Origin of the sequence: Wenjunlia vitaminophila DSM 41686, from assembly GCF_000380165.1 — a bacterium.
Classification (GTDB): Bacteria; Actinomycetota; Actinomycetes; order Streptomycetales; family Streptomycetaceae; genus Wenjunlia; species Wenjunlia vitaminophila.
In genome coordinates this window covers 1-20,331 of sequence record NZ_KB904706.1, presented here as the reverse complement: position 1 = coordinate 20,331, position 20,331 = coordinate 1, and the positions used below count along the sequence as shown (strand labels likewise).

18 protein-coding genes are annotated in these 20,331 nt (G+C 70.5%); 6 read left to right on the top strand and 12 right to left on the bottom strand.

The annotated features are described in order from the left end of the window. Nucleotides 1-204: integrase core domain-containing protein (locus A3IG_RS0123460; RefSeq protein WP_018386040.1), on the top strand; the 204-nt coding region annotated here is incomplete at its 5' end. Between the two features lie 66 nt (nucleotides 205-270). On the opposite strand, the gene treS is transcribed toward A3IG_RS0123460, so the two are convergent. Both treS and A3IG_RS0123450 read right to left on the bottom strand, forming a co-directional pair. After that, nucleotides 271-1,974 carry a maltose alpha-D-glucosyltransferase gene (treS, locus tag A3IG_RS0123455; RefSeq protein WP_018386039.1) on the bottom strand — a complete coding sequence of 568 codons (1,704 nt, stop codon included), beginning with the start codon at nucleotides 1,972-1,974 and terminating at the stop codon, nucleotides 271-273. Further along, a complete protein-coding gene (locus A3IG_RS0123450) occupies nucleotides 1,971-3,977 on the bottom strand; it encodes an alpha-1,4-glucan--maltose-1-phosphate maltosyltransferase (protein ID WP_018386038.1) in 2,007 nt (668 codons plus the stop codon). Before A3IG_RS0123450 ends, treS begins: the two co-directional genes overlap by 4 nt. A 397-nt stretch (nucleotides 3,978-4,374) precedes the next feature. Here A3IG_RS0123450 and glgP point away from each other — a divergent pair, with 397 nt between their 5' ends. After that, on the top strand, nucleotides 4,375-7,053 hold the full coding sequence (glgP, locus tag A3IG_RS31020; RefSeq protein ID WP_040912180.1) for an alpha-glucan family phosphorylase: 2,679 nt from the start codon (nucleotides 4,375-4,377) through the stop codon (nucleotides 7,051-7,053). Between the two features lie 109 nt (nucleotides 7,054-7,162). Here the strand turns inward: glgP and A3IG_RS0123440 are convergent, their stop codons facing one another. Then, nucleotides 7,163-8,188: an ATP-dependent 6-phosphofructokinase gene (locus A3IG_RS0123440; RefSeq protein ID WP_018386036.1), complete on the bottom strand. Its 1,026-nt coding sequence runs from the start codon at nucleotides 8,186-8,188 to the stop codon at nucleotides 7,163-7,165. Between the two features lie 219 nt (nucleotides 8,189-8,407). Here A3IG_RS0123440 and pyk point away from each other — a divergent pair, with 219 nt between their 5' ends. Continuing rightward, entirely contained in the window at nucleotides 8,408-9,835 is a 1,428-nt protein-coding gene (pyk, locus tag A3IG_RS0123435) for a pyruvate kinase (RefSeq protein ID WP_026220590.1), read from the top strand. Nucleotides 9,836-9,909: 74 nt separating this feature from the next. On the opposite strand, the gene A3IG_RS0123430 is transcribed toward pyk, so the two are convergent. The 4 genes from A3IG_RS0123430 to A3IG_RS0123415 form a co-directional block, all read right to left on the bottom strand. Continuing rightward, nucleotides 9,910-11,307 (bottom strand): hypothetical protein, encoded by a 1,398-nt coding sequence (locus tag A3IG_RS0123430; RefSeq protein ID WP_018386034.1) that lies wholly within the window; start codon nucleotides 11,305-11,307, stop codon nucleotides 9,910-9,912. Beyond that, nucleotides 11,297-11,845 carry a DUF6114 domain-containing protein gene (locus A3IG_RS0123425; protein WP_018386033.1) on the bottom strand — a complete coding sequence of 183 codons (549 nt, stop codon included), beginning with the start codon at nucleotides 11,843-11,845 and terminating at the stop codon, nucleotides 11,297-11,299. Before A3IG_RS0123425 ends, A3IG_RS0123430 begins: the two co-directional genes overlap by 11 nt. A gap of 147 nt (nucleotides 11,846-11,992) precedes the next feature. Beyond that, nucleotides 11,993-12,619, bottom strand: a complete 627-nt coding sequence (locus tag A3IG_RS0123420) for a DUF6230 family protein (protein WP_026220589.1) — start codon at nucleotides 12,617-12,619, stop codon at nucleotides 11,993-11,995. A 651-nt stretch (nucleotides 12,620-13,270) separates the two neighbouring features. Beyond that, nucleotides 13,271-14,227, bottom strand: coding sequence for a tetratricopeptide repeat protein (locus tag A3IG_RS0123415; RefSeq protein WP_018386031.1), 957 nt, complete (start codon nucleotides 14,225-14,227; stop codon nucleotides 13,271-13,273). Between the two features lie 455 nt (nucleotides 14,228-14,682). Between A3IG_RS0123415 and A3IG_RS0123410 the strand changes: the two genes are divergently transcribed. Then, on the top strand, nucleotides 14,683-15,354 hold the full coding sequence (locus tag A3IG_RS0123410; protein ID WP_018386030.1) for a TetR/AcrR family transcriptional regulator: 672 nt from the start codon (nucleotides 14,683-14,685) through the stop codon (nucleotides 15,352-15,354). A gap of 13 nt (nucleotides 15,355-15,367) precedes the next feature. On the opposite strand, the gene A3IG_RS0123405 is transcribed toward A3IG_RS0123410, so the two are convergent. From A3IG_RS0123405 to A3IG_RS31015, 4 genes are all read right to left on the bottom strand, one after another. Next, nucleotides 15,368-17,068, bottom strand: a complete 1,701-nt coding sequence (locus tag A3IG_RS0123405; RefSeq protein ID WP_018386029.1) for an acyl-CoA mutase large subunit family protein — start codon at nucleotides 17,066-17,068, stop codon at nucleotides 15,368-15,370. A 219-nt stretch (nucleotides 17,069-17,287) separates the two neighbouring features. Beyond that, entirely contained in the window at nucleotides 17,288-17,617 is a 330-nt protein-coding gene (locus A3IG_RS0123400; protein WP_018386028.1) for a DUF3817 domain-containing protein, read from the bottom strand. 19 nt (nucleotides 17,618-17,636) lie between these two features. Beyond that, the gene (locus A3IG_RS0123395; protein ID WP_018386027.1) at nucleotides 17,637-18,146 is read right to left on the bottom strand and encodes a MarR family winged helix-turn-helix transcriptional regulator; all 510 of its coding nucleotides are present in this window, start codon (nucleotides 18,144-18,146) and stop codon (nucleotides 17,637-17,639) included. A gap of 142 nt (nucleotides 18,147-18,288) precedes the next feature. Continuing rightward, nucleotides 18,289-18,681 carry a DUF3817 domain-containing protein gene (locus A3IG_RS31015; RefSeq protein ID WP_018386026.1) on the bottom strand — a complete coding sequence of 131 codons (393 nt, stop codon included), beginning with the start codon at nucleotides 18,679-18,681 and terminating at the stop codon, nucleotides 18,289-18,291. A 108-nt stretch (nucleotides 18,682-18,789) separates the two neighbouring features. Between A3IG_RS31015 and A3IG_RS0123385 the strand changes: the two genes are divergently transcribed. Both A3IG_RS0123385 and A3IG_RS0123380 read left to right on the top strand, forming a co-directional pair. Next, on the top strand, nucleotides 18,790-19,428 hold the full coding sequence (locus A3IG_RS0123385) for an AIM24 family protein (protein WP_058032814.1): 639 nt from the start codon (nucleotides 18,790-18,792) through the stop codon (nucleotides 19,426-19,428). Continuing rightward, nucleotides 19,428-20,078 (top strand): AIM24 family protein, encoded by a 651-nt coding sequence (locus tag A3IG_RS0123380; RefSeq protein WP_018386024.1) that lies wholly within the window; start codon nucleotides 19,428-19,430, stop codon nucleotides 20,076-20,078. The genes A3IG_RS0123385 and A3IG_RS0123380 overlap by 1 nt, the downstream gene beginning before the upstream one ends. 13 nt (nucleotides 20,079-20,091) lie before the next feature. Here A3IG_RS0123380 and A3IG_RS33020 read toward each other — a convergent pair. Further along, on the bottom strand, nucleotides 20,092-20,331 hold a 240-nt coding region (locus A3IG_RS33020; RefSeq protein WP_158676927.1), incomplete at its 5' end, for a zinc ribbon domain-containing protein.

Genomic DNA, 20,331 nt, shown 5'->3' with positions numbered 1-20,331 from the left:
CCCCAGACCAACGGAAAGGTCGAACGCTTCCACCGCACCCTGCTCGACGAATGGGCCTACCACCGGCCCTACACCTCAGACCGCGAACGCCAGGCAGCGTTCCCCGACTGGCTGGACTGGTACAACTACCACCGACCCCACACCGGCATCGGCGGCCACCCACCAGCCAGCCGCGTCACCAACCTGCCCGAACAACACACCTAGCCCCGGCCGGTCGGGACACCCGGCACCGGCCCGTTCCGCGACGTCGCCGAACGGGCCGGTGGGGGGTCAGACCGTCGTGTCGGGGCGGAGCCTGAACCAGTAGAAGCCGTGCCCGGCGAGGGTGAGCAGGTAGGGCCACTCGCCGATCGCCGGGAACCGCACCCCGCCGATCAGCTCCACCGGATGGCGTCCGTTGTAGGTGCGCAGGTCCAGCTCGGTGGGCTGGGCGAAGCGGGAGAAGTTGTTCACGCAGAGCACCAGGTCGTCCCCGAACTCACGGAGGTAGGCGAGCACACTGGGGTTGCTCGAGGGCAACTCGGTGTACGAGCCCAGGCCAAAGGCGGGGTTCTGCTTGCGGATCTCGATCATTCGGCGGGTCCAGTGCAGCAGTGAGCTGGAACTGCTCATCTGCGCCTCGACGTTGGTGACCTGGTAGCCGTAGACCGGGTCCATGATCGCGGGCAGGAAGAGCCGCCCGGGGTCGCAGGAGGAGAAGCCGGCGTTGCGGTCGGGGGTCCACTGCATCGGGGTGCGCACGGCGTCCCGGTCCCCGAGCCAGATGTTGTCGCCCATGCCGATCTCGTCCCCGTAGTACAGGATCGGGGACCCGGGCAGCGACAGCAGCAGCGCGGTGAACAGCTCGATCTGGTTCCGGTCGTTCTCCAGCAGGGGGGCGAGCCGCCGCCGGATGCCGATGTTGGCGCGCATCCGCGGGTCCTTGGCGTACTCCGCGTACATGTAGTCACGCTCTTCGTCGGTGACCATCTCGAGCGTCAGCTCGTCGTGGTTGCGCAGGAAGATGCCCCACTGGCAGTTCCCCGGGATCTCCGGGGTCTTGGCCAGGATCTCCGAGACCGGGTAGCGGGACTCCCGCCGCACGGCCATGAAGATGCGGGGCATCACCGGGAAGTGGAACGCCATGTGGCACTCGTCCCCGCCGGCGGTGAAGTCACCGAAGTAGTCCACGACGTCCTCGGGCCACTGGTTGGCCTCGGCCAGCAGCACCGTGTCCGGGTAGTGGGCGTCGATCTCGGCGCGCACCCGTCTGAGGAACTCGTGGGTGGCCGGGAGGTTCTCGCAGTTCGTCCCCTCCTCGGCGTACAGGTACGGCACCGCGTCCAGTCGGAAGCCGTCGATGCCCAGGTCGAGCCAGAACTTCAGCGCCGCCAGGATCTCCTCCTGGACCGTCTTGTTCTCGTAGTTCAGGTCCGGCTGGTGGCTGAAGAACCGGTGCCAGTAGTACTGCTCCCTGACCGGGTCGAACGTCCAGTTCGAGGTCTCGGAGTCCACGAAGATGATCCGGGCGTCCTGGTACTGCTTGTCGTTGTCCGCCCAGACGTAGTAGTCGCCGTACGGACCGTCGGGATCGCTCCTGGACGCCTGGAACCACGGGTGCTGGTCGCTGGTGTGGTTCATCACGAAGTCGATGATCACGCGCATGCCGCGCTGGTGCGCCGCGTCCACGAACTCCACGAAGTCCGCGAGGTCCCCGAACTCGGGGAGCACCGCGGTGTAGTTCGACACGTCGTAACCGCCGTCCCGCAGCGGCGAGGAGAAGAACGGCGGGAGCCACAGGCAGTCCACGCCGAGCCACTGCAGGTAGTCGAGTTTGGCGGTCAGCCCCTTGAGGTCGCCGATGCCGTCGCCGTTGCTGTCCATGAACGAACGCACGAGGACCTCGTAGAACACCGCGCGCTTGAACCACTGGGGGTCGCGGTCCTTGGCGGGGGTGTCCTCAAAGGTGTCCTGTACGGGTTCGTTGATGATCAATTGGGTGACCCTCCGATCTCCGAGGTGGGTCGCAGGGAGAACACGTGAGCGGGCGCCCGTCCGGGCTCCAGACGCACGTAGTTGGCCCTGCCCCAGTAGTAGGACTCGCCGGTGAGCTCGTCGCGCACGGCGAAGGAGTCGGCCCAGTCAAGGCCGAGCTCCGGCATGTTCAGCGAGACGGTCGCCTCGCGGGTGTGGTGGGGGTCCAGGTTCGCCACCACCAGCACGGTGTCCCAGGCGCCGGCGGCGGTCCTGGCCCGTTTGCTGTAGACCAGCACCGCGTCGTTGTCGGCGTGGTGGAACCGCAGGTTGCGGAGCTCCTGGAGCGCCGGGTGCGCCCTGCGGATCTGGTTGAGCGTGGTCAGCAGCCCGCAGATGCTCTCCCCGCGGCGCTCGGCACCCACCCAGTCCCGCGGCTTGAGCTGGTACTTCTCCGAATCCGCGTACTCCTCGCTGCCCGGGAGGACGGGGACGTTCTCACACAGCTCGAACCCGGCGTACATCCCCCAGCTCGGCGACAGCGTGCCGGCGAGCACCGCCCGCACCTCGAACGCCGGCCGGCCGCCGTGCTGGAGGTAGGCGTGCAGGATGTCCGGGGTGTTGACGAACAGGTTGGGCCGCATGTAGGCCGCCGCCTCACCGGACAGCTCGGTGAGGTACTCGGTCAGCTCCTCCTTGGTGTTGCGCCAGGTGAAGTAGGTGTACGACTGCTGGAAGCCGACCCTGGCCAGGGTGTGCATCATCGCCGGCCTCGTGAAGGCCTCCGCCAGGAAGACCACGTCCGGGTCCGCCGCGTTGACCTTCGAGATCACCCGCTCCCAGAACGCCACCGGTTTGGTGTGCGGGTTGTCCACCCTGAAGATCCGCACCCCGTGGTCCATCCAGTGCCGCAGCACCCGCACCGTCTCCGCGACGATCCCGTCGAAGTCCTCGTCGAAGGCGATCGGATAGATGTCCTGGTACTTCTTCGGCGGGTTCTCGGCGTAGGCGATCGAGCCGTCCGCGCGGTGCGCGAACCACTCCGGGTGCTTGACCACCCACGGGTGGTCGGGCGAGCACTGGAGTGCGAAGTCCAACGCCACCTCCATGCCCAGCTCCCCCGCGCGCGCCACGAAGTGGTCGAAGTCCGCCAGGGTGCCGAGGTCCGGGTGGACCTCGTCGTGCCCGCCGTCCGACGACCCGATCGCCCAGGGCGAGCCGACGTCGCCGGGCCCCGCGGTCGGCGCGTTGTTCGGGCCCTTCCGGAAGGTGGTGCCGATCGGGTGAACCGGCGGGAGGTACACCACGTCAAAGCCCATGGCGGCGACGGCCGGGAGCCGCTCGGCGGCCGTGCGGAACGTGCCGCTGCGCGGCGGACGCTGCCCGGTGGGGTCCACCACCGCGCCCTCCGACCGGGGGAACAGTTCGTACCACGATCCGAACAGGGCGCGCCTGCGCTCCACCAGCAGGGCCAGCGGGCGCGATGCCGTGACGTGCTCGCGCAGCGGATGCCGCGTCAGGACCTCGGTCACCTCCGGATCGAGGGCGGCCTCGAACCTGGCCACCGGGGTCCGCGTGTCGTCCCGCAGCGCCTGCACCGCCTCCACCAGGACCGCTCGCCCGTCGGTCCTGGGGACCCGCCGGGCGGCCCGCTCCAGCAGGGCGGCGCCCTCGGTGAGCACCAGCGCGGTGTCGATCCCGGCGGGGATCTTCACCCGGGCGTGGTGCCGCCAGGTGGCGACGGGGTCACTCCACGCCTCCACGCAGTAGCTCCACCGGCCCTCGTGCGTCGGGGTGACCTCGGCGCCCCAGCGGTCGGTGCCCGGCGCCAGTTCCCGCATGGGCGTCCAGGGGCCGCGGCGGCCCTCCGGATCACGCAGGACCACGTTCGCGTTGACCGCGTCGTGGCCCTCGCGGAAGACGGTGGCGGAGACCTGGAACGTCTCCTGGGCGACGGCTCTGGCTGGACGCCGTCCGCAGTCAACGAGGGGGCGGACGTCCAGGACGGGGATGCGACCGATCATTGCCTCTCCCGGAGAGTGGCTGCTCGTGCGGGACCGTGCGGACACGCGGGCCGAGGGCCGGCGGCACGTGTCGGAGCACTCCCCGGCATGCTCCCGGAACGCCCGGAGAGAAGGGGGTAGCTCCGTGATATTAACCCTCAGAAGCCCTGAAGCGTAACGTAAGCGTGAATATGCTGTTTTCTTCACGTATCGGGCATGGCGCCGACCGCACCGCCCGCGCGCACCGGCACGGGTACCCGCGTCACGCCCCAGCACTCTAGGGAGCCCGGCACCAGCCGTCACAACGCCTCTGACATGGAGTCGTACGGGTGAATTCGTCGCGTGGCGCGCCCGGTCGGCCACGTCGCGCGGCGCCAATGCCGGGGGTCGGGGAGCCCGCGCCGATACGGTCGAAACCGTGAAGGCCATTCGTCGTTTCACTGTGCGCACAGTGCTCCCGGAACCCCTGCGACCGTTGACCGTGCTCGCTCGGAACCTGCGCTGGTCCTGGAGCCCCGAGACCCGTGAGCTGTTCCAGTCCGTCGATCCCGACATCTGGCAGGCCACCGGCGGCGACCCGGTGCGGCTCCTCGGCGAGGTCCCGGCCGAACGGCTGACCGCCCTCGCCCACGACCGCAGGTTCCTGAGACGACTCGGCGTCGTCGCGGAGGACCTCCACGACTACCTGACCGGCCCGCGCTGGTACCAGGGGGCGGTGGAGACGCTGCCGCCCTCCTGCCCCGGTGAACTGCCCCGCGCCATCGCCTACTTCTCACCCGAGTTCGGCATCACCGCCGCCCTGCCGCAGTACTCCGGCGGTCTCGGCATCCTCGCCGGCGACCACCTGAAGGCCGCCAGCGACCTCGGCGTGCCCGTCATCGGCGTGGGACTGCTGTACCGCCACGGCTACTTCCGACAGTCCCTGTCCCGCGACGGCTGGCAGCAGGAGCACTACCCGGTGCTCGATCCCGACGGAATGCCCCTGTCCCCGCTGCGCGAGGCCGACGGTTCCGCCGCGACGGTGCGGATCGCCCTGCCCGGCGGGCGGATGTTGGCGGCCAGGGTCTGGCAGGTCCAGGTCGGCCGCGTCCCCCTGCTGCTGCTGGACTCCGCGGTGGAGGAGAACCAGCCGGGTGAGCGGGACGTCACCGACAGGCTGTACGGCGGCGCGAGCGAGCACCGGCTCCTCCAGGAGATCCTGCTCGGCGTGGGCGGGGTCCGCGCGGTACGGGCCTTCTGCCGGCTGACCGCGCACCCGGAGCCCGAGGTGTTTCACACCAACGAGGGACACGCCGGCTTCCTCGGCCTGGAACGCATCCGTGAGCTGGTGGCGGACGGCGACCGGCTCGACTTCGACGCCGCGCTCGAGGCCGTCCGCGCCGGCACGGTGTTCACCACCCACACCCCGGTCCCCGCGGGGATCGACCGGTTCGACCGGGAGCTGGTGGCCCGTCACTTCGGCGACGACGGCCCGCTGCCCGGCGTGGACCGGGAACGGGTGCTGGCCCTGGGCACCGAGGACTACCCCGGTGGCGAACCCCACGTGTTCAACATGGCCGTGATGGGGCTGCGCCTGGCCCAGCGCGCCAACGGCGTCAGCACCCTGCACGGCGGGGTCAGTCGGGAGATGTTCCGCGGTCTGTGGCCGGGCTTCGACGCCGCCGAGGTGCCCATCGGAGCGATCACCAACGGGGTGCACGCACCGACCTGGGTGGCCCCGGAGGTGCTCAGGACCGGTGCGGCGCAGTTCGGCGCGGAGCGCCTCGAACGCGCCGTGACGGTCGGCGCGTCCCCGCGCTGGGAGGCCGTCGCGGACCTCCCGGACCAGGTCATCTGGGAGCTTCGCAGGTCGCTGCGCGAGCGACTGGTGGCGGACGTGCGGCGCCGGCTGCTCGCCTCGTGGCGGGAGCGGGGCGCGGGGGAGGCCGAACTCGGCTGGGTCGGCGAGGCGCTCGACCCGGACGTGCTCACCATCGGCTTCGCCCGCCGCGTGCCCTCCTACAAGCGGCTGACCCTGATGCTGCGTGACCCCGATCGCCTGGCCGGCCTGCTGCTGCACCCGACCCGACCGGTGCAGATCGTCGTCGCCGGCAAGGCCCACCCGGCCGACGACAGCGGCAAGCGGCTGGTCCAGGAGCTGGTCAGGTTCGCCGACGATCCCCGGGTGCGGCACCGGATCGTGTTCCTCCCGGACTACGGGATGGACATGGCCCAACACCTCTACCCGGGCTGTGACGTGTGGTTGAACAACCCGCTGCGCCCCCTCGAGGCGTGCGGCACCTCGGGGATGAAGGCCGCGCTCAACGGCTGTCTGAACCTGTCGGTGCTGGACGGCTGGTGGGACGAGTGGTTCGACGGGGACAACGGGTGGGCCATCCCCACCGCGGACGTGCCCGCCGACGCGGCCGGTGACGACGGGCACCGGCAGTCGGACCGCCGGGACGAGCTGGAGGCCGCGGCGCTGTACGACCTGATCGAGAACCAGGTCGCCCCGTGCTTCTACGAGGTGGGCCCGGCCGGGCTGCCGAGGCGGTGGGTCGAGATGGTCCGGCACACCCTGGTCACCCTCGGCCCGAAGGTGCTGGCGGGTCGGATGGTGCGGGAGTACGTGGACCGCCTCTACACCCCGGCCGCCAGGGCCCACCGCGAGGTCACCGCGGACGGCGGTGCCGGCGCCAGGGAGCTGGCCGGGTGGAAGGCGAAGGTGCGCGGCGCCTGGCCGCGGGTCGCGGTGGACCACGTGGAGGCCACGGGACCCACCGACACCCACGAGCTCGGCGGCACGCTGGGGCTGCGGGTGCGGGTGGCGCTCGGCGGCCTGGACCCCACCGACGTCGAGGTGCAGGTGGTCGCCGGCCGGGTGGACGACGAGGACCGGATCACCGACGGCACGACCACGTCGCTGAAGCCCACCGGTCGCCCCGACCTGGAGGGCCACTGCCTCTACGAGGGCCCCCTGGCCCTGGACCGCACGGGTCCCTTCGGCTACACGGTCCGGGTCCTGCCGGCCCACGGCCTGCTCGCCTCGGGGGCCGAGCTCGGCCTGGTCACGGCACCCCGGCTCGGCGCCGAGCCGCCCCGCGGGACGTGTGACTGACCCACTGGCCGGTGGCCCCGGTCCTCCCGCGCGCCGGGGGCCGGGGCCACCGGCCGTTCGGGGCCCTACCGCGACCGGCGCGGGTGGTGGTCCGCCCCCGGCCCGGCCGTCAGAAGACCGACTCCGCCTCCAGACACCGTTCCGGCGGCACCGTCTTCATCCGGCTGACCGCCTCCGCCAGCGGAACGAGGACGATCTCCGTGCCGTGCAGGGCGGTCATCATGCCGTAGGCGCCCTTGTGCACGGCCTCCACGGCGTGCCAGCCGAACCGCGTCGCGAGCGCCCTGTCGTACGGCGTGGGGGTTCCGCCGCGCTGCACGTGCCCCAGGATCACCGGTTTGGCCTCCTTGCCCAGCCGCCGTTCCAGCTCGGTGGCGAGGTGGTTGCCGATGCCCACGAACCGCTCGTGCCCGTACTTGTCGATCACGCCGGTCTCGTACGGCATGTCGCCGGGCGCGGGGTGGGCCCCCTCGGCGACCACCACCACCGCGAACTTCTTGCCGCGGGCGAACCTCGCGTTGATCATCTCGCAGATGTCATCCACCCGGAACGGGCGTTCCGGGATGAGGATGGCGTGTCCGCCGCCCGCCATCCCGGACTGGAGCGCGATCCAGCCCGCGTGCCGTCCCATGACCTCGACCACCATCACCCGTTGGTGGGACTCCGCGGTGGTCTTGAGCCGGTCGATGGCCTCCGTGGCCACACCGACGGCGGTGTCGAAGCCGAAGGTCACGTCGGTGGCCGAGATGTCGTTGTCGATGGTCTTGGGTACCCCCACCACCGGCATGCCCGCGTCGCTGAGCATCCGGGCGGCGGTGAGGGTGCCCTCGCCGCCGATGGGGATCAGGGCGTCCAGGGCGAGCTCGGTCATCAGTTCCCCGGTCCGGTCGGCGGCCTCGCGCAGCCGTGCCCGTTCCACCCGGGCCGCCCCCAGGATGGTGCCGCCGCGTTGCAGGATGCCACTGACCGAGTTCAGGTCCAGGGGGCGGTAGCGGCGCTCGAGCAGACCCTTGAAGCCGTCCTCGAAGCCGAGGATGTCGTCACCGTGCTCCGTCACCCCGCGGTGCACCACGGATCTGATCACCGCGTTCAGTCCGGGGCAGTCTCCGCCGCTGGTGAGGATGCCGATGCGCATAGTCAGGGTCTCCTGGTGCCGTCCCTTCCGATAACAGCACTATCGACCGCGACGGCCTCTCCCGCATCTCGCGCCCGCACGGGGCGCGCGGTCACACAGACCCGGAACACCGGAAGTACCGTTCGATCCGGTCAGTCAGCGAGCAATCCGAAGAGGTCACCATGTGTTCGAAGTCCGTCACATTTTTCTGATGAAATCGGGGTGGATAGGATCACACCCATGCGCCGAGCGAAAATCGTTTGCACCCTTGGACCCGCCGTTGACAGCTTCGAGCAGCTTCAGACGCTGATCGAGGCCGGGATGAACGTGGCCAGGTTCAACATGAGCCACGGCTCCCACCAGGAGCACGAGGAGCGGTACCACCGGGTGCGCGCGGCCGCCGAGGCCACCGGCCGTGCCGTCGGCGTCCTGGTGGACCTCCAGGGCCCCAAGATCCGGCTGGGCACCTTCCACGAGGGCCCGGTGGAGCTGACCCGTGGCGACGAGTTCACCATCACCACCGAGGACGTTCCCGGTGACCGCCACACCTGCGGCACCACCTACCAGGGACTTCCCGGCGACGTGTCCAAGGGCGAGCGGGTCCTGATCAACGACGGCGCGGTCACCCTCGAGGTCACCGGGGTCGAGGGTCCGAGGGTCCAGACCATGGTCATCGAGGGTGGCGTGGTCTCCGACCACAAGGGCATCAACCTGCCCGGGGTCGCGGTGAACGTCCCCGCCCTGTCCGAGAAGGACGTGGAGGACCTGCGGTTCGCCCTGCGCCTCGGCGCCGACATGGTGGCCCTGTCCTTCGTCCGGGACGCCGCCGACGTCCTGGACGTGCACCGGATCATGGACCAGGAGGGGCGACGCGTCCCGGTCATCGCCAAGGTGGAGAAGCCGCAGGCGGTGGAGAACATGACCGAGGTGGTGGACGCGTTCGACGGCGTGATGGTGGCCCGTGGCGACCTCGCGGTGGAGTATCCGCTGGAGCGGGTGCCCGGGGTGCAGAAGCGACTGGTGGAGCTCTGCCGCCGGAACGCCAAGCCGGTGATCGTCGCCACCCAGATGATGGAGTCGATGATCAACTCTTCCCGGCCCACCAGGGCCGAGGCGTCAGACGTGGCCAACGCCATCCTGGACGGCGCGGACGCGGTGATGCTCTCCGCCGAGTCCTCGGTGGGCAAGTACCCGGTCGAGACGGTCAAGACCATGTCCCGGATCGTCACCGCAGCGGAGGAGGAGCTGCTCGGTCGCGGCTTGCAGCCGCTGGTGCCCGGTCGGAAGCCGCGCACCCAGGGCGGCTCGGTGGCCCGGGCCGCGGCCGAGATCGGCGACTACCTGGACGCGCGGGCGCTGGTCGCGTTCACCAAGTCGGGGGACACCGCGCGCCGGCTGTCCCGGTACCGCTCGCCGATCCCGATCATGGCGTTCACCACCGAGGAGGCCACCCGCAACCAGCTCACCCTGAGCTGGGGGGTGGAGACCTTCGTGGTGCCGCACGTGGACAACACCGATGACATGGTGTCCCAGGTGGACCAGGCGATGCTCGCGCTGAACCGCTACCGTGAGGGCGACACGGTGGTGGTCACCGCGGGTTCCCCGCCCGGGGTCCCCGGCACCACCAACATGGTCAGGGTCCACCACCTCGGCACGCTCGAGCACTGACGCGCCGGGCGGGTGCCCCGTTGGGGGGCACCCGCCCGGTGAGGTCCTGGTGGTGGCACGGCGGGAGCCGCCGCCTACTGCGGCGTGGTGTAGACCCGCATGCCGGGCATGTTGAGCGTGCCGCCGAACTGGCCGACCTGGACCACCTCCACCTTGGTGAAGAACAGCTCGGGCAGGGTCACCGGCGGTTGGAACTCGGGGGTGAACGTGATCGGGATCACTCCGAGCAGGTTGCCCTTGAGGCTTTCGGTGTACATCGTCACCGTGCCCCCGCGGAACTTCGAGTTGGTGCCGTCACCCGCCTGGACGTGGTACCAGTAGCCGTTCTCGCCGTCCACGATCTGGTGCAGGTCGTGGATGTCCAGGCCGCTCGCGGTGAACTTCATCGCCTGCACCACGGTGCCGTCCTGCCGGGTGAGGTTCACCACGCCGTGGTAGGCCAGCCCGTGCAGGTCGAGTCGGCTGGCCTCGAGCCGCCAGGACTTGTTCGGCAGGGCGTAGGGCGCCTGCTCGTCCTTGCCCGGCACCTTCTTCTCCTCCGGGCAGGGGAACCGGGGCTTGCCGTCCTCGTCGGTGACGGACGGCGTGGAGGAGGTGGAGGGGGTCGGGGACGGGGACGGGGTGTCCTGGTCCTGATCGGCGTCCTTCGGCTCCGTGGTGTCGTCGGCGGCCTGCTGCCGGGCGGACCCGTCCGCGTCGGCACCCGTCCGCGCCGCCGGCCCCGAACCGGTACCGGTGTCCGTGTCGGTGTCCGAGTCGGTGCCGGTGTCCGACGGCGGGTCCGACGGCTCCTCCTGGGAATCGCCGGGGGCCGGCTCCGACGGGGACGTGGACTCGCTGGGCGTGGGTTCCGGCGCCTCCTCCCCGGTGCCGCCGGTGGTGAGCAGGTCACCGATGGGGTCGAGGATCGGGTCGAGCACTCCCAGCGGGTCCTGCTCCGCTTCCTGCTCGGGCGCCGCCTGGGGTTCACCGTCGGACGTCTCGGTGGTCTGGTCGGCGCCGTCAGCCGTGGTGTCCTCCGGCTTCGTGGTGTCCTCCGGCTTCGTGGCCGGCGGTTCACTGGCCCCTGACGACGGGGTGGTGGAGGAATCCCGCGACGCCTCCTGCTGGTCACTGCCGGTCCCGCCCGACTCGGTGCCCGGGGTGCCCTCGGCCTCCTTGGACCCCGTCTCCTCCTGCGTCTTCGCGGCCTGGTCCGTGTCCTTGTCCGCCTCCTCGGTGCCCGGCTTGTCCGGGGCGCTCACACAGGGTCCCGGCGCGAAGCCCTCCGGCGGCATCTGGTCCGCCTGCGCCAACCGAGGGGTGAGGCCCATCCCCATCAGCACCGCGGTCGGCATGGCCGCCAGTGCTATCGCCTTCCCGGCGGGCACCTGGAGCCGTTGGAGGAACGACCTGCGTGGAGCTGCGTGCCGCGGCCCGGTTCTGGACTGGCTGCCACCGCCGGCCCCCACCTGCACCTCTTCACCCGGCACGGTGCCCTCCGTTCGTTGATTCGTCTTCCGCCCGGGCGCCCACCGCCGCGGGCTCGGCACCGTCGGCGCCCCGCACGCCCTCGGTGTCCTGGGAGGGCACGGGGCCAAGCCCCTTGACCGGGTCGGCGGCGTCGTCCCCGACGCCCGGGGCCCAGGCGACGGCCATCGCGCCACCGACCAGACCGAGCAGGAAACCGACCAGGAACCCCCCGAAGTTGGAGATGACCAGGGAGACCAGCGCGAGCATGATCGCTGCCACCCCGGAGAACACCCGCACCATGGGCTGGAACCACATGGTCAGCCCGAGCAGCACCAGCAGCACGCCGATGATCAGCGACCCGGAGCCCGCCGTGGTGGACATCCGGATGGTGAGCTGCCCCATGGTGAGGTTGGCGTAGGGGAAGTACATGATCGGCAGTCCGGCGAACAGGGTGAGTAGCCCGGCCCAGAAGGGACGGTCCCACCGCCACACCCGGAACGAACGGCGCGCCTTGTCCAGCCCGTCCGCCAGCGAGCGTGTGGAAACGGCACTCAACATGAGGAAGCTCCCTGCGAGACGATCTTCGCGATCGATCAGTCGTTCTTCAGACGGTGATGTGGCGACGCGGCCGTGGGGTGCCCTCGGCGGGCCGGACACGGAGGGGCGGCTCGGGTGACCGGGACGCCCCTCCGTTCGGTCAACCCGTCAGTAGCACTCGGCCTTGGGACCACTGCCCTTGGCGATGCCCATGTCCAGCCCACTGAGCTTGAAGGTGCCCGCCGAGGTGGCCCACGCCCGCTGCTTGACGTCGGTGAGGACTGCCTTGTCGGCCTGCTGGGCGAACGAGCCGGGAAGCACCGCCTCGCCCGCCTGCTTCTTGGGACCCTTGGTCACGTCGTCAACCGAGACGCCGATGTCCACGTTGGTGAACGTGGCGTCCGCGTTGAGCTGGGCGACGTCGATGTAGATGTTCTCGGCGATGACCTCCTTGCCGCCGCCGCCCGCCTTCAGCTTCAGGGTGACGTCGCCGAAAATCGGGACCGGGACGACCACCGACTGGCACAGGTTGGTGATCTCGGCGTGCTTGAACGCGGAGACCGCCACCGGGTGCTTCTTCCCCGCGTGGTCGGTGTCGAGCGCGCCGTACTGGGAGAACCCGGTGCCCACCAACTCGTCCGCGGTGACCTTGAAGCTCTGGCCTGAGACACTGAACGACGCGGCGAGAGCGCCCTGGCCGATCGCCACCCCGATGGCGGCGGTCGCGGCGATGCTCGGCACCATGACGACGGAGAACCTCTTCCATCTGGTGCGGCCACGAGCCTGGGAATTCATGACATTCCTCCTTCTGGGACGTACATCTCCGGCTGCCGCGTCCACGCGAGCAGACCTGGGAGGGGAGAAGAGCTACGTCCTCGGAAAGGAGAGCGCCGTCGGCCCCCGCCAGTCAGCCTTGGACCGGGGCGCGGCACCACGATGGCGCGCCCCCGGTTCCACACCGTCCTCGCGGGCGGGGACGGAATGACCGGCGGCATCGGCGATCACCCCCGAGCGACAACCACTGGCCACGCTCTCGCGCAACCCTGCTGGACAGGCCCCGCCGACGGGTGGGGACCCCCCTGTCCTTCGGGCACGGCGGGGGCCGCGCCCGGCCCGGTGGGGACCCAGTCGCCGCTGCCCGAGTGGATGTCGGACCGCGGGATTGGACCGAGCTTGGCCGATCGTGGTCCATCCCGGGGCGGGCGCACAAGTGGTTCGTTACTAGTGAGTAATGCCAATGCGGTAACGGTGCGGCCGCCCCTGCCGCGGCGGCCACGCACCGTACCGGGGGCGAGGATCGCCAATGACGACAATCCCCGGCACATCCCCCGGCGAACAACAGGGCCGACTACCCTGCGCAACAAGACCTCCGCTTTACCAAAACTTGGTAAAGCGGAGAGTCCGGCGATCGTTTAGGCGACAAATCGCCAGCGGTGATCGCTCCGCTCAGAACAGCACGCGGGCGAGCGCCTGACGCGCCTTCACCACCCGCGGATCGTCCGCACCCACCACCTCGAACAGCTCCAACAGGTGCAGCCTGGCCTTGTCCCGGTCCTCTCCGACGACCCTGCGGACGGTGTCCACCAGCCGCCCGAAGGCGTCCTCCACATGACCACCGACCATCTCCAGGTCGGCCGCAGCGATCTGCGCGGCGACGTCACCCGGCGCGGAGGCAGCGGCCTCACGCACCTGCTTCGGGTCCTTCTCCCTTGCCCTGCTGAGCAGTTCGGCCTGCGCGAGCCCCAGCTTCGCCTCGGCGTTGCCCGGGTCGTCGGACAGCACGTTCCGGTACGCCTGGGCCGCACCGCCGAGGTCCCCCCGGTCCAGCGCCTCGTGCGCCGCGGACAGCGCGATCTCCTGCGGCGACTGCGGGACCTCCCTGACCGGCTCCTCCCCGGCCCCGGCCCCCGGCTCGGCGCCGACGATGCCGAACTGGCGCTCGGCGAGCTGGATGAGCTGGTCGAGGTACTGCCGGATCTGGGCCTCGCCGAGCGCCCCCTGGAACAGGGGGACCAACTGCTGGGCCACCACCGCCATCACTGCGGGGATGCCCTGGATGCCGAACTGCTGGGACAGCATCTGGTTGGCATCGACGTCGATCTTGCCGAGCACGAACCGGCCCGCGTACTCCTCGGCCAGCTTCTCCAGGACCGGGCTGAGCTGCTTGCAGGGCCCGCACCACTCCGCCCAGAAGTCGATCACAACGGGCACCCGGGAAGAACGCTGGATGACGTCGCTCTCGAAGGTGGCCTCGGTGACGTCGAAGACCAGGGCCCCGCCTCCTGTCGGAGCGCCGGCACCGGCCGCCTGTCGAGCCTGCTGAGCCTTTTGCGCGGCCTCTCCGGCCGCCTTCACCGCGGCGAGGTCGACCACACCGCTCATGGACATGTTCCGTGGCTGCATGGGTCAATCCTCCCCCCTCGGCGCGGCCTGCGGGAACAGCCCCCTGGATCGGCCGCCACCGCGTCGCGGCCCGCGGCGCACCCCGCGGCCGGAGCTTCCGGTACCGCACCCGTGGGCCGAGGTCCCCGTCCCGGCCCACGGATCCGCACTGCCAGTGGTCAGTCGCTTTCGCTACGGGTCGTAGCGTAACTTGATGCGGGCACCGCCCGCAGCACCCACCGGGTTCCGCACCGGGTGATACCGATCACGTCGGCCCCCGGGCGGCCTCGCTCCCGCGGCGCCGGAGGGCCGGCCCGGCCGAGGAACCCCCCGGTCAGCCGGGTCCCCGCGGCAGGGACCGGCGCCGCCGGACGAAACCGGGGGCAGATCCGGGGTTCCCGCCGGGCGGCACCCCCTTCACCAACACTCCACGGAACCTCCAGGAGTTCACCGACCAGAGAGGTAGGGTCAGCGCCGTGTCAGGGACAGCAGCCGGCACAGGAGGCACCGGGGGCGGCCGCCGCACCGGCCGGCCGCGCAGCGCCGCGGCGGACCGGGCGATCCTGCACGCGACCCGGGCGGCCCTGGTGGACCTCGGGTGGGGCGGTCTGACCATGGGCGAGGTGGCCGCCAGGGCAGGTGTGGCCAAGACCACGGTGTACCGCCGCTGGCCGACCAAGAGCGAACTGGTGCTTGACGCGGTGGCGGCGCTCCTCGACGAGGAGCTCGAACTCCCGGACCTGGGCAGCCTGCGGGCCGACGTGGAGTGCGTGGTGCAGCGGTTCGCCGCGCTGATCGACCGCCCCGAGGCCAAGACCGCGCTGATGGCGGTGGTGGCCGAGTCCACCAGGGACGCCGCGCTGCGGCAACGCGTCCGCCAGGCCATCGTCGCCCCGCAGAAGCGCCTGGTGGTGCTCGGCCGCCACCGCGCCCTGGAGCGCGGGGAACTCACCGAGGGCCCCGGCGACCCGGGGGCCACGGTGGACCTGATCTTCGACGTCATCGCCGGAGCGGTGATCCACCGGTTGCTGGTCAGCGGGGAGCCGGTGGACGGCGAGTGGGCCCGACGGTTCACCACGGTGCTGCTGGACGGGCTGGTGGCCACGGCGAGCCCCGGGGCCGGCCACCGACCGGAGGAGCACCGGTGACCGGCCCGGCCCGTCAGAACCTGGCCGGCTCGGTGTAGCCGCCCCACTCCTCCTTCAGCGCCCCGCAGATCTCGCCCAGCGTCGCTTCGGCCCGGACCGCGTCCAGCATGGGCTCGATCATGTTCGACGTGCTCCTCGCGGCCTCCACCAGCGCCGCCAGCGACGCCTTGACCGCGGCGCCGTCCCGGCGGCCCCTGCGCTCGGCGAGCGCCCGCACCTGCTCGCGTTCCACCTCGTGGCTGACGCGCAGGATCTCCAGGTCGCCGGTGACCGAGCCGTGGTGGCAGTTGACCCCCACCACGCGCTTCTCCCCCTTCTCCAGCGACTGCTGGTACTGGTGGGCGGACTCCGCTATCTCCGCCATGAACCAGCCGTCCTCGATGCCCCGCAGGATGCCGGAGGTGACCGGACCGATCGGGTGCTGCCCGTCGGGCACCGCGCGCTGTCCCATCCTCAGGATGCGCTCGAAGATCTGCTCCGCCTCGGCCTCGATCCGGTCGGTCAACGCCTCGACGTACCAGGAGCCGCCCAGCGGGTCGGCCACGTTGGCCACCCCGGTCTCCTCCATCAGCACCTGCTGGGTGCGCAGCGCGATCTCCGCGGCCTGCTCGGAGGGCAGCGCCAGCGTCTCGTCCAGCGCGTTGGTGTGCAGGGAGTTGGTGCCGCCGAGCACCGCGGCGAGCGCTTCCACCGCGGTGCGCACCACGTTGTTGTAGGGCTGCTGGGCGGTGAGCGACACCCCCGCGGTCTGGGTGTGGAAACGCAGCCACTGCGCCTTCTCGGACGTCGCGCCGTAGACGTCCCGCATCCAGCGGGCCCAGATCCGGCGGGCGGCTCGGAACTTGGCGATCTCCTCGAAGAAGTCCACGTGGGCGTCGAAGAAGAAGGAGAGGCCCGGCGCGAACACGTTGACGTCGAGGCCCCTGCTCAACCCGAGCTCGACGTAGCCGAACCCGTCGGCGAGGGTGTAGGCGAGCTCCTGGGCGGCGGTCGCACCGGCCTCACGGATGTGGTAGCCGGAGACCGAGAGCGGCTTGTACGCCGGGATCTTGGACGCGCAGTACTCCATCAGGTCGCCGATCAGCCGCAGGTGCGGCTCGGGTTCGAACAGCCACTCCTTCTGGGCGATGTACTCCTTGAAGATGTCCGTCTGCAAGGTGCCGTTGAGTATCCCCGGATCGATGCCCTGGCGCTCCGCGGCGACCAGGTACATGCAGAAGACCGGCACCGCGGGACCGGAGATGGTCATGGAGGTGGTCACGTCGCCGAGCGGGATGCCGTCGAAGAGGACCTCCATGTCGGCGGCGGAGTCCACCGCCACCCCGCAGTGCCCGACCTCGCCAAGCGACTGCGGCTCGTCGGAGTCCCGCCCCATCAGCGTCGGCATGTCGAACGCCACCGAGAGGCCACCGCCACCGGCCTTGAGGATCATGTGGTAGCGCTCGTTGGTCTGCCGGGCGTTGCCGAAGCCTGCGAACTGGCGGATCGTCCAGGCCCTGCCCCGGTACCCGGTCGGGTACAGCCCGCGGGTGAACGGGTACTCCCCCGGCCACCCGATCCGTTCGAACCCCGGCACGTCCTGCCCGGGCGGCGGCCCGTACGCCGGGTCCACCTGCGCCCCCGACAACGTGGTGAAGTCGGCGTCCCGCTTCCGTGCCGCGTCGTAACGCGCCTGCCAACGGCGGCGACCCTGCTCGATGGAGGCACTGTCCATGTTCTCCGCCTTCCCCGCCTTACGCTCGCCGCTGGGGCAAGTACTAGGGCATCCGATTATTGGACGTCCAAGTGATTGTCCGCACCCCTGTGCCAACACGCAAGCAGAACCCGCCCCGGGCGGCGCTGTGCCGCGGGGCGGGCGGTGGGGTGGGGCCTGCGGGCGCCGGCACCCGGGGGCGCGGCGGACCCCGGCGGGGGGCGGTCCGCGCGGGAACGGTCAGACGTTCGCCGGGGTCTGGGACGGCCCGGTGGCGAGCAGCGGGGTCACCTCCCGGTGGATGCGCCGCTCCACGAAGAACGCCACGGTGGGCAGGCAGCCGGCCACCAGCACCCACAGCAGCTTGCCCATCGGCCACTTCGCCTTCAGGCCCAGGTCGAAGGCGAAGACGACGTAGATGAGGTACAGCAGGCCGTGGATCTGGGAGATCACCATCGTGTCACCGATGCCGAAGCCACGGTCGAGGATGATGAACACGCAGAACACCAGCAGCGTCACCGCCGTGATGTAGGCCAACGCCCGGTAGCGGGTCAGGACGCTCGGTTTCATGGTTCCGAGCCTAACTCTCTCAGCTCTCCTCGAAGTCTCCGGCCCCGACCCTCAGCGGGCGCAGCAGCTCGAAGATCTCCTTGCACCCCTGGCCGTCGTAGACGTCGAGCCCGAAGTCCACCGCCATCAGGTCACGGGTGGCCGCCTCCACCACCTCACGCCCCCGCTCGGTGATGGAGGCGAGGACGCCCCGGCCGTCCTGGGGGTTGGGCCGCTTGTCCACGAGACCGGCACGGACCAGCCGGTCCACGGTGTTGGTGACGCTGGTGGGGTGCACCATCAGCCGCTCCCCGATCTTGGACATGGGCAGCTCACCGGCCTGGCTGAAGGTGAGGAGCACCAGGGCCTCGTAGCGGGCGAAGGTGAGGCCGTACGGCTTGACCACGGCGTCCACCCGCGCCAACAGGATCTGCTGGGCGCGCATCACGGAGGTGATCGCGGCCATGGACGGCACGGCACCCCAACGCGTCCGCCACAGCTCGTCGGCGCGGGCGATGGGGTCGAACGGCAGGCTGAGGGGCTTCGGCACGGAGCTAGCCTAGTTCGCCCTCGTCCGGGCGCCTAAGTCCCCTGCTGACATCCTCCCCGCCCTCAAGGACGGGGCGTCCTCGAGGGAGACGCGGTGACACATCTCACGCCGGCCGCCCGGCGGGGGCGACGGCACACCCCGCCTAGGCGGAGGCCGGGGCGGGCGCCGGCGCGGTGGAGAGCCGCTCCTGCTCGCCCTTGAGCTTGCGCTCGGCGAAGAAGCCGGCGAACGGGACCACCGAGGAGATCAGGTAGAGGGCGGCCCGGCCAACGGTCCAGCGGACCCGGTACCAGGCGACCACCCACAGCGCCAGGAACGCGACGAAGAGAGCCCCGTGCAGCAGGCCCAGCGGGAGCACCAGGTCCACGTCCCCGTCGGTGGCCCGCTTCAGGACCGACCCGAAACCGAGGAGCAGCAGGAACGAGGTGGCCTCGGCGGCCGAGATGACGCGGAGGCGGAACAGGTCGGCTCGGGTGGTGTCCACGGTGGCCTCTTCGGGGTCGGTGCCTGGGCGGAAGCTTGTGAACGGTTGCACAAGCATCTTCCATTATGGCCGTCCACCGCGCGGGCCCAGAGTGGGGGTGCCCCAGGAAACACCGGGTTTCCCTGTTCGATGGCGGTTCCAGTGATTAGCGTCTTAAGGGTGGCGCAGTTTCGACTACAGGGGTCCAAGGTGCTCGCGGTCGACATGACCGGCGACGCCGTGCGGGCCCGCAAGGGATCCATGGTGGCCTACGACGGCCAGATGTCGTTCAAGAAGCTCTCCGGCGGAGGTGAGGGCCTGCGCGGGATGGTGACCCGCCGGGTCACTGGCGAGAGCATGGAAGTGATGGAGGTCAAGGGCCACGGCACGTGCTACTTCGCCGAACGCGCGACCGACATCTCCCTGGTGCGGCTGAACGGGGAGAAGTTGTTCGTGGAGGCCAGCAACCTGCTGTGCACCGAGGCGGGGCTGCGCACCGGGACCACGTTCACCGGGCTGCGCGGCGCGACCCAGGGCAACGGCCTGTTCACCACCACCGTCGAGGGGGTGGGTCAGGCCGCCCTGATGTCGGACGGCCCGGCGATCGTGCTCCGGGTCTCCCCCGGCACCCCGTTGCTGGTGGACCCCGGCGCCTACGTGGCGCACACCGGCAACGTCCAGCAGCACCTCCAGACCGGGGTCACCTGGCGCACCTTCGCCGGCGAGAGCTCGGGGGAGACCTTCCAGATCCGGTTCGAGGGCGACGGCCTGGTCTACGTGCAGCCCAGTGAGCGCGTCACCGTCGGGGGTGATCTGTGATGGCGTTCCACCGGATCAGTTCCAAGATGGTCGAGGCACAGGTGCACCCCGGGCAGCGGCTGTTCAGCCAGCGCGGGGCGATGCTGGCCTACCGCGGTGAGGTCACCTTCACCCCCAACGTCCAGGGCGGCCAGGGCGGCGTGGGCTCGATGATCGGGCGACGCGTCGCCGGCGAGGCCGCACCGTTGATGACCGTCGAGGGCCAGGGCTCGGTGATGTTCGGGCACGGCGGCCACCACGTGCACTGCGTGGACCTGGCCGGGGACATCCTGTACGTGGAGGCCGACCGGCTGCTGGCGTTCGAGGGGACGCTGGAGCAGGGCACCATGTTCATGGGGTCGCAGGGTGGGGTGATGGGCGTCATCCGGGGCCAGGTGACCGGGCAGGGCCTGTTCACCACGACCCTGCGGGGCCACGGGTCGGTGGCGGTGATGGCGCACGGCGGGGTGATCGAGTTGCCGATCACTCCCCAGCGCCCGGTGCACGTCGATCCGCAGGCGTACGTGGCGCACCGCGGCGACGTACGGAACAAGCTGTCCACCGCGCTGAGCTGGCGGGACGTGGTGGGCCGCGGCTCGGGCGAGGCGTTCCAGCTCGAGCTGACCGGGAACGGGACGGTGTACGTACAGGCGTCGGAGGAGAAGCTTTGACATCCTCCCCGTCCTAAAGGACGGGGATTCCTGGCTCACGTTGGCCGGGGACCAGCGGTCCGCCGGCTCTTACACGATCAGCACCAGCCGGGTTGAGACCAGCCCGGACCAGCATCACGCGTGCGGAGTTCTTGTCCCTGGGGGACACGGCTGCGCACGCGGTGCAGGCGTAGGTACGTTCCGAAAGAGGCAGTGCGTGCTTGGTTCTCGCTCCGCACGACGCGCAGTCCATCGTGGTGTGCGCGGGATGCAC

Coding starts and splice junctions, on each gene's coding strand:
- A3IG_RS0123440 (WP_018386036.1), bottom strand. CDS start 8,188: ATGCGCATCGGCATCCTCACCAGCGGCGGAGACTGCCCCGGACTGAAC.
- A3IG_RS0123405 (WP_018386029.1), bottom strand. CDS start 17,068: ATGGACAGTGCCTCCATCGAGCAGGGTCGCCGCCGTTGGCAGGCGCGT.
- pyk (WP_026220590.1), top strand. CDS start 8,408: ATGCGCCGAGCGAAAATCGTTTGCACCCTTGGACCCGCCGTTGACAGC.
- A3IG_RS0123450 (WP_018386038.1), bottom strand. CDS start 3,977: ATGATCGGTCGCATCCCCGTCCTGGACGTCCGCCCCCTCGTTGACTGC.
- A3IG_RS0123420 (WP_026220589.1), bottom strand. CDS start 12,619: ATGAATTCCCAGGCTCGTGGCCGCACCAGATGGAAGAGGTTCTCCGTC.
- A3IG_RS0123400 (WP_018386028.1), bottom strand. CDS start 17,617: ATGAAACCGAGCGTCCTGACCCGCTACCGGGCGTTGGCCTACATCACG.
- A3IG_RS0123415 (WP_018386031.1), bottom strand. CDS start 14,227: ATGCAGCCACGGAACATGTCCATGAGCGGTGTGGTCGACCTCGCCGCG.
- A3IG_RS0123380 (WP_018386024.1), top strand. CDS start 19,428: ATGGCGTTCCACCGGATCAGTTCCAAGATGGTCGAGGCACAGGTGCAC.
- A3IG_RS0123425 (WP_018386033.1), bottom strand. CDS start 11,845: ATGTTGAGTGCCGTTTCCACACGCTCGCTGGCGGACGGGCTGGACAAG.